Genomic DNA, 276 nt, shown 5'->3' on the forward strand with positions numbered 1-276 from the left:
TCGACAAGGAGACACATTGATGACAACCGCGCGCAAGCAACTTATCTCGATTGAAGCCACATCCTATTATCATTGTGTTTCTCGTTGTGTGAGGCGCAGCTTTTTATGTGGTGAAGACCCGCAAACCCTAGTGAGTTATGAGCACCGAAGAGAGTGGATTGTCAACAAAATGCACTCGCTTGCGGAGCTCTACTGCATCGATATTTGTGCTTACGCCATCATGAGTAATCACTACCACTTAGTCGTCAATATCAACCGAGAGAGAGCCTTGGGCTT

1 protein-coding gene is annotated in these 276 nt (G+C 46.7%); it reads left to right on the forward strand.

Translation table 11 applies throughout. The features are described from left to right. Positions 1 to 19 precede the first annotated feature (19 nt). On the forward strand, positions 20 to 276 hold a 257-nt coding region (locus tag TW84_RS23425), incomplete at its 3' end, for a transposase (protein ID WP_476723309.1).

It is taken from the genome of Vibrio neptunius, from assembly GCF_000967495.1.
In the GTDB taxonomy this organism is placed as follows: domain Bacteria; phylum Pseudomonadota; class Gammaproteobacteria; order Enterobacterales; family Vibrionaceae; genus Vibrio; species Vibrio neptunius.